This window comes from Micromonospora sp. NPDC051924 (genome assembly GCF_055586005.1).
On sequence record NZ_JBVJJA010000011.1, the window covers coordinates 165,974 to 172,646 of the forward strand.

Below are 6,673 nucleotides of genomic sequence, written 5' to 3' on the forward strand. Positions count from 1 at the left end.
CGACATCACGCAGCGCAACCGGGGACGCTCAGCGTTCGTGCCCACGGTACTGGTCTGTCAGGATGGCCGGATGCGCTCGCGATCGATCGGCCGCCGTCCGCGTTCGGCGTACCCGATCCTGCTGCTGGTCGTGCCGGCCCTGATCGCCGGGTGCGCTCCCGGCACCCGCCCGGCGGCCGACACGGACAGCTCCTGGCAGACGCCGGGCGCGACGGCCACCGCGGGTCAGCCGGCGGCGCCGCCCACCGCCGCACCCACCTCCGCCGCCCCCTCGTCGACCCGGGCGAACCTGCGGCACGTCTTCCCGGTGAAGGCGAGCAACGTCGACTACCACCCGACCCACTCCGCCTACCCCGGGACGGACATCTTCGCCGACTGCGGGGAGCCGGTCGTGGCGGTCACCGACGGCCGGATCCTCGAGGTGAGCCGGGTGGACCGGTTCTCCAGGAGCGGCCCGCTCGGCCCGTACAACGGGGGGCTGTCGGTGTCGCTGCTCGGCGACGACGGGGTGCGCTACTACGGCTCCCACCTGAGCGCGATCGCCACCGGCATCGACGCCGGCGTACGCGTCAAGGCCGGGCAGCAGCTCGGCAAGGTGGGCCACACCGGCAACGCCAACAACGTGTGCCACCTGCACTTCGGGCTCTCGCCGAAGTGCACCGGCCACGACGACTGGTGGATCCGGCGCGGCGTGATCTGGCCCGCCCCCTACCTGAACTCCTGGCGTAAGGGCGGCAACCGGGGACCGGCCACCGAGGTGGCCGCCTGGCAGCAGAAGCACGGCTGCCCGAAGGCCCCCACCACCACCGCCGGCGCCGGCTGAGCGCCGTCCACTCCCGACACCCCGCACGACGCCCGGCGGCCGGCGACCCGGGCGCGTAGGTTGCAGGGCATGACTGCCCGGGATCCCATCGCCGACCTGCGCCGGATCGCGTTCCTGCTGGAGAAGGCGAATGAGGCCACCTACCGGGTCCGGGCGTTCCGGTCGGCGGCCAACGCGCTCGCCGCCCTGCCCACCGGGGAGGTCGCCGAGCGCGCCCGCACCGGGAAGCTCACCGAACTGGCCGGGGTCGGCGACGTCACCGCCCGCTGCGTCACCGAGTCGCTGGCCGGCGAGGAGCCGGTCTACCTGCGCCGGCTGGTCGCCACCGAGGGCACCGACCTGGACGAGGCCGCGGCGAAGCTGCGGGACGCGCTGCGCGGCGACTGCCACACCCACTCCGACTGGTCCGACGGCGGGTCGCCGATCGAGGAGATGGCCTTGGCCGCGGTCGAGCTGGGCCACGAGTACCTGGTGCTCACCGATCACTCGCCCCGCCTGAAGGTGGCTCGGGGGCTGACCGCGGAGCGGCTGCGCCGGCAGCTCGACCACGTGGCGGCGGTGAACGAGGCGCTGCCGAAGGGCTTCCGCATCCTCACCGGCATCGAGGTGGACATCCTCGCCGACGGCTCGCTGGACCAGGACGAGAAGCTGCTCGCCCGGCTCGACGTGGTGGTCGGCTCGGTGCACAGCGGCCTGAACGACGAGCGGGCGAAGATGACCCGGCGGATGCTCACCGCGATCGCCAACCCGCACCTGGACATCCTCGGGCACTGCACCGGGCGGATGGTGTCGTCCCGGCCGGCGGGGGTGAAGGGCCCGGGCGACCGGGGGCACCGGGCGCGTACCCGGGCCGAGAGCGACTTCGACCCGGATGCCGTCTTCGCCGCCTGCGCCGAACACGACGTCGCCGTCGAGATCAACTCCCGGCCGGAGCGCCAGGACCCGCCGAAGCGGCTGATCCGCCGTGCCCTGGAAGCCGGCTGCCGGTTCGTCATCAACACCGACGCCCACGCGCCCGGTCAGCTCGACTGGCAGCGGTTCGGCTGCGAGCGGGCGGCGCTCTGCGGCGTACCGGCCAGCCGCGTGGTCAACACCTGGAAGGCGGACCGCCTGGTGAAGTGGGCGGCCGGCCACCGCTGACCGGCGCGGCCCCCGCCCGGACACCGTCGCCTCGCCGACCTGGCGGCATCCCGACCCGCCGGACACCGCCGGATCGCCGACGTGGTGGCCGGCCGGCCTCAGCGGCGCGCGGCCGGTTCGGCGGCCGGCACCGCCGGGGCGCCGACGACGGTCCGCGGGCGGCGCCGGCCGAGCACCCCCTGGGCGACCGCCACGCCGACGAGCACGATCAGCGCGCCCGCCGGCTGGTGCCAGTTCATCCGCTCGTCGAGCACCACCGCGCCGACCAGCACGGCGAAGACCGGGATCAGGTACGTGACGGTGGACGCGGTGCTCGCCCCGGCGACCCGGATGTTGCGCAGGTTGATCACGAAGGCCAGCCCGGTGCCGAGCGCGCCGAGCGCCAGCACGCTGGCCACCACCCGCAGGGAGAGGCCCGTCGGCACCGGCGGCGCGCCGGCGACCAGCGGCGCGACCACCGCGAGCTGCGCGGTCGCGACCAGCAGCTGCGCCGCGGACAACGACAGCCCGGAGTACGCGCTCCCGGCGATGAACTTCTTCTGGTACGGGATGGCCACGCCGTAGCAGGCCGCCGCGCCCAGGCACATGAGCTGGCCGGTGAAGTGCGAGCCGCCGATGCCCTCCCAGACGCCCAGCACCACCAGCACGCCGGCGAAGCCCAGCGCCAGCCCGACCGCCCGGCGCACGGTCAACCGCTCGGTACGGAAGACCAGCACCGCCAGCGGCAGCACGATCAGCGGAGTGGTGGCGTTCCAGATGCCGGCGAGCATCGACTCGACCCGCTGCTCGCCGAAGCCGAACAGGGTGAACGGCAGGGCGACGCCGAACGCGGCGACCACCAGCAGGTGCGCCCAGACCCGGGGCTCGCGGGGCAGCCGGTCACGCAGCACGGCCAGCACCAGCAGCAGGGTCACCGCACCGGTGGCGACCCGGTAGAGGGTGAGGTGCAGCGGGTGCAGCTCGGTCACCCCGACCTTGATGAAGAGGAAGCTGGAACCCCAGATCACGCCGAGCGCGAGGAAGCCGGGCAGCCAGCTCCGCAGCGCCGCCCGGTCAGGAGTCAAGTCCGTGTTCACCCCTGACACTCTGCCGCAGGGGTACGACGAAGTCCCGCGAAAATCGGACGCCGTGTCGCGGGCCACAGCAAGAGACCTGCCCCGGGGGCATGGACCAGACCTCGACCCGCCTGATCTGCTTCCGAACACGGCGAACATGGTCGACAACGGGGTGGCGCGGTCACGTAGGGTCGCACCGTGGGACGAATCGATGACCTCGCCAACCGGTACGTGGCCGACTGGGCGCCGCTGAGCCCGACCGGTGCCACCTACGTCGGCATCGCCGGCTACGACGACCAGCTCGACGACCTCTCCCCGGAGGGCTACGCGGCCCGCGCCGACCTGACCCGGCGCGCCCTGGCCGACCTCGACGTGACCGAGCCGGACACCGAGGCCGAGCGGACCGCCAAGGAGGCGATGCAGGAACGCCTCGGCCTGGAGCTCGCCCGGCACGAGGCCGGCGAGACGACCAGCGAGGTCAACGTGATCGCCAGCGGGCTGCACGACCTCCGCATGGTGTTCGATCTCATGCCGACCGAGGGCGACGACGCGAAGGCGAACGTCGCCGCCCGGCTCAACGGCTTCCCGGCGGCGCTGGAGGGATACAAGCGGACGCTGCGCGAGGCGGCCGCGGCGGGCAAGGTCAGCTCGCGGGTGCAGCTCGTCGAGGTCGCCAAGCAGTGCGACATCTGGACGGACCCGAACGGCGACAACTTCTTCCACGGGCTGGTCGAACGGCTCGGGGTCGACGGCGTGCTCGGCGCCGAGCTGCGCAAGGGAGCCGCCGCCGCCACCGGGGCCACCGCCGAGTTCGGGCAGTTCCTCCGTACCGAGCTGGCGCCCCAGGGCCGGGAGAAGCAGGCCGCCGGCCGGGAACGGTACGAGCTGGCCTCGCAGTACTTCCTCGGCGCCAGGGTCGACCTCGACGAGACGTACGCCTGGGGTTTCGCGGAGCTGGCCCGCCTGGAGGCCGAGATGCGAACCGTTGCCCAGCGCATCGCGGGTCCGGGTGCCAGCATCGATGACGCCGTCAGTGCGCTGGACGCCGACCCGGCCCGCACCATCCAGGGCAAGGAGGCGTTCCGGGACTGGATGCAGGCGCTGGCCGACAAGGCGATCAGCGACCTGCACGGCACCCACTTCGACATCCCGGAGCAGGTCCGCCGGATCGAGTGCTGCCTCGCGCCGACCAGCGACGGCGCCATCTACTACACCGGCCCGAGCGAGGACTTCTCCCGGCCGGGCCGGATGTGGTGGGCGGTGCCGCAGGGCATCACCGACTTCTCCACCTGGCGTGAGGTGACCACCGTCTACCACGAAGGCGTGCCGGGCCACCACCTCCAGGTCGCGCAGACGGCCGTCCGCGCCGAGAAGCTCAACCGCTGGCAGCGGCTGCTCTGCTGGGTCTCCGGGCACGGCGAGGGCTGGGCGCTCTACTCGGAGCGGCTGATGGACGACCTGGGCTACCTGGACGACCCGGGCGACAAGCTCGGCATGCTCGACGCGCAGGCGTTCCGCGCGGCCCGGGTGATCGTTGACATCGGCATGCACCTGGAGCTGGAGATCCCTAAGGACAACCCGTTCGGCTTCCACCCGGGCGAGCGCTGGACGCCGGAGCTGGGCTGGGAGTTCATGCGGGCGCACTGCCGGGTGCCGGACGAGAACCTGCGCTTCGAACTCAACCGCTACCTGGGCTGGCCGGGGCAGGCGCCCTCGTACAAGGTGGGCGAGCGGATCTGGCTCCAGGCCCGGGACGAGGCGAAGGCCCGCAAGGGGGCCGACTTCGACCTCAAGGAGTTCCACCGTCAGGCGCTCGACCTGGGCGCGCTGGGCCTCGACCCGCTGCGCCGGGCGCTGGCCCGGCTCTAGCCGAGACGAACGGCCGGGAGTCGGAGGTCACCTCCGGCTCCCGGCCGTTTCGCGTGTCCGGCGGATCAGGCCAGGTCGAGTTCGAGCTTCGGCTTGGCGGTGAGGACGTCCGAGTCGACGTACGCCAGGTCGATCGAGGGGTCGGTGAAGGTGATCGGCAGCGGCGAGGTGATCGGGATGCCGTCGGGGAACGGCAGGTCCGGGGTCAGCGTGATCTTGATACCGAGCAGGTACCCGACGAAGCGGGTGGCGTAGAAGGCCACATCCCCCTGGACGGTGAGCTGGTCGGTGACGTACCGCTGGTGCTTGCCCGCCGGACCGCTCGCCTGCAGGACGAAGTCGTCGGTGACCGCCTTGTCCATGCTGAACTTCAGGCACTTGAGCGTGCCGTCGCGGGTCGGCAGCTCGACGACCCCGTCGAACCGCAGCCCGCTCATGGTCACCTCCGACCCGGTCAGCTTGGACACCGGATCGGCGACGACCGGCTGGCCCGACTCGGCGGCGATCCGGGGCAGCGGCTTGCCCGCCTCGACCGGCTTCGGCTTGGTCGGCCGCGGCTCAGTGCAGGTGCCGCCACCCGGCTTGGTGGCGGGCTTCGCCGAGGCGCTCGCGCTCGGTGCCGGGGCCGCGCTGGTGCCGCTCTCGCTGGGGGTGGTGCCGGTCGCCATGGGCTCGGCGGCCGGCGCCGCCGAGCTGCTCGGCGTCGGGGTCGGCGACGGCTCGCTGCTGCTCGAGTCGCCGCCGGTGAACAGGCCGGTGATGCCGTCGACGATGTCGGTGAGCAGGTTGCCGTCCGAGGTCGCCTCGGGCGTCGGGCTCTGGCTGGCCGAAGCCGACGCCGAGGCCGAGCTGGAGGCGGACGCGGACGGCTGGGGGGCGGCGGAGGTGGTGGCCGTCGGGCAGGCGGTGGGCGCGGCGAGCGCTGGCTGCTCACCGCGGAGCGCGAAGAGGCCGGCCGCCGAGACGCTGGCGACCACCAGCAGGATGCCGTACAGCTTCGGGTCGCGGTGCCCGGGTCGCTCCGGCCCGTCGGGGCCGACGGCCGGCAGCACCTGGGTGGTGTCGGCGGCCTCGGTGGGGGCCGGCTCCCGCAGCGGGTTGCGCGGCTCGGGCAGCGTGTCGGTGAGCACGCCCGTCGTCTCGTCCTCGCGCTGCCGGGGCAGCAGCTCGTCGACGAGGGCCGGCTCGTCCTCGGCCGGGCTCGTGTCCTCTTCGTCGGCCGGTCCGGCGTCGACCAGCGGCTCGCCGGCCGGGGCCGCCTTCTTGGTCGGCACCCAGGCGAAGCCGAGGGCGGCACCCACCATGCCGAGCAGCAGGCCGATGAAGAAGCCGCCGAGGTTGACCCCGATCAGCGAGTAGACCGCGGTGATCCCCGCGACGATCGCGTAGAACATGCGCTGCGCCGGGGTGAACCAGAGCAGCATCCCGCAGGCGACCAGGATGACCGGGATCAGCCAGGACAGGAAGCCGGTCGGCCCCATCTGGAAGGTGAGGCCGTTCAGGCTCATCTGCGTGGTGCCGAAGATCTCCAGGCCGGCCAGCGCGGTGAAGAGCCCGCCCCAGAACGGCCGGGTCCGCCGCCAGCGGCGGAACCCACGCCACGCCTCACCGACCCGACCGGGCCGGGCGTGCTGCGTCTCGGCGGTTGTCACGTACTCCTCCTGGCGGTGCTGTCGGCGTGGAACAGGGTCGAGGGGGGGGGGGGGGGGGGGGGGGGGGGGGGGGGGGGGGGGGGGGGGGGGGGGGGGGGGGGGGGGGGGGGGGGGGGGGGGGGGGGGGGGGGGGG

General features: G+C 73.5%; 5 protein-coding genes. 3 read left to right on the plus strand and 2 right to left on the minus strand.

Annotated features, from left to right (window positions below):
• Positions 1-70: 70 nt before the first annotated feature.
• Positions 71-823 (plus strand): M23 family metallopeptidase, encoded by a 753-nt coding sequence (locus ACZ6S5_RS11910; protein ID WP_465999978.1) that lies wholly within the window; start codon positions 71-73, stop codon positions 821-823.
• Between the two features lie 69 nt (positions 824-892).
• Positions 893-1,963 (plus strand): PHP domain-containing protein, encoded by a 1,071-nt coding sequence (locus ACZ6S5_RS11915; RefSeq protein ID WP_465999979.1) that lies wholly within the window; start codon positions 893-895, stop codon positions 1,961-1,963.
• Positions 1,964-2,061: 98 nt separating this feature from the next.
• Here the strand turns inward: ACZ6S5_RS11915 and ACZ6S5_RS11920 are convergent, their stop codons facing one another.
• A complete protein-coding gene (locus tag ACZ6S5_RS11920) occupies positions 2,062-3,039 on the minus strand; it encodes a DMT family transporter (RefSeq protein WP_465999980.1) in 978 nt (325 codons plus the stop codon).
• A 177-nt stretch (positions 3,040-3,216) separates the two neighbouring features.
• Here ACZ6S5_RS11920 and ACZ6S5_RS11925 point away from each other — a divergent pair, with 177 nt between their 5' ends.
• On the plus strand, positions 3,217-4,887 hold the full coding sequence (locus ACZ6S5_RS11925) for a DUF885 domain-containing protein (protein WP_465999981.1): 1,671 nt from the start codon (positions 3,217-3,219) through the stop codon (positions 4,885-4,887).
• A gap of 65 nt (positions 4,888-4,952) precedes the next feature.
• On the opposite strand, the gene ACZ6S5_RS11930 is transcribed toward ACZ6S5_RS11925, so the two are convergent.
• Positions 4,953-6,539: a DUF6114 domain-containing protein gene (locus tag ACZ6S5_RS11930; protein WP_465999982.1), complete on the minus strand. Its 1,587-nt coding sequence runs from the start codon at positions 6,537-6,539 to the stop codon at positions 4,953-4,955.
• Between the last annotated feature and the right edge of the window lie 134 nt (positions 6,540-6,673).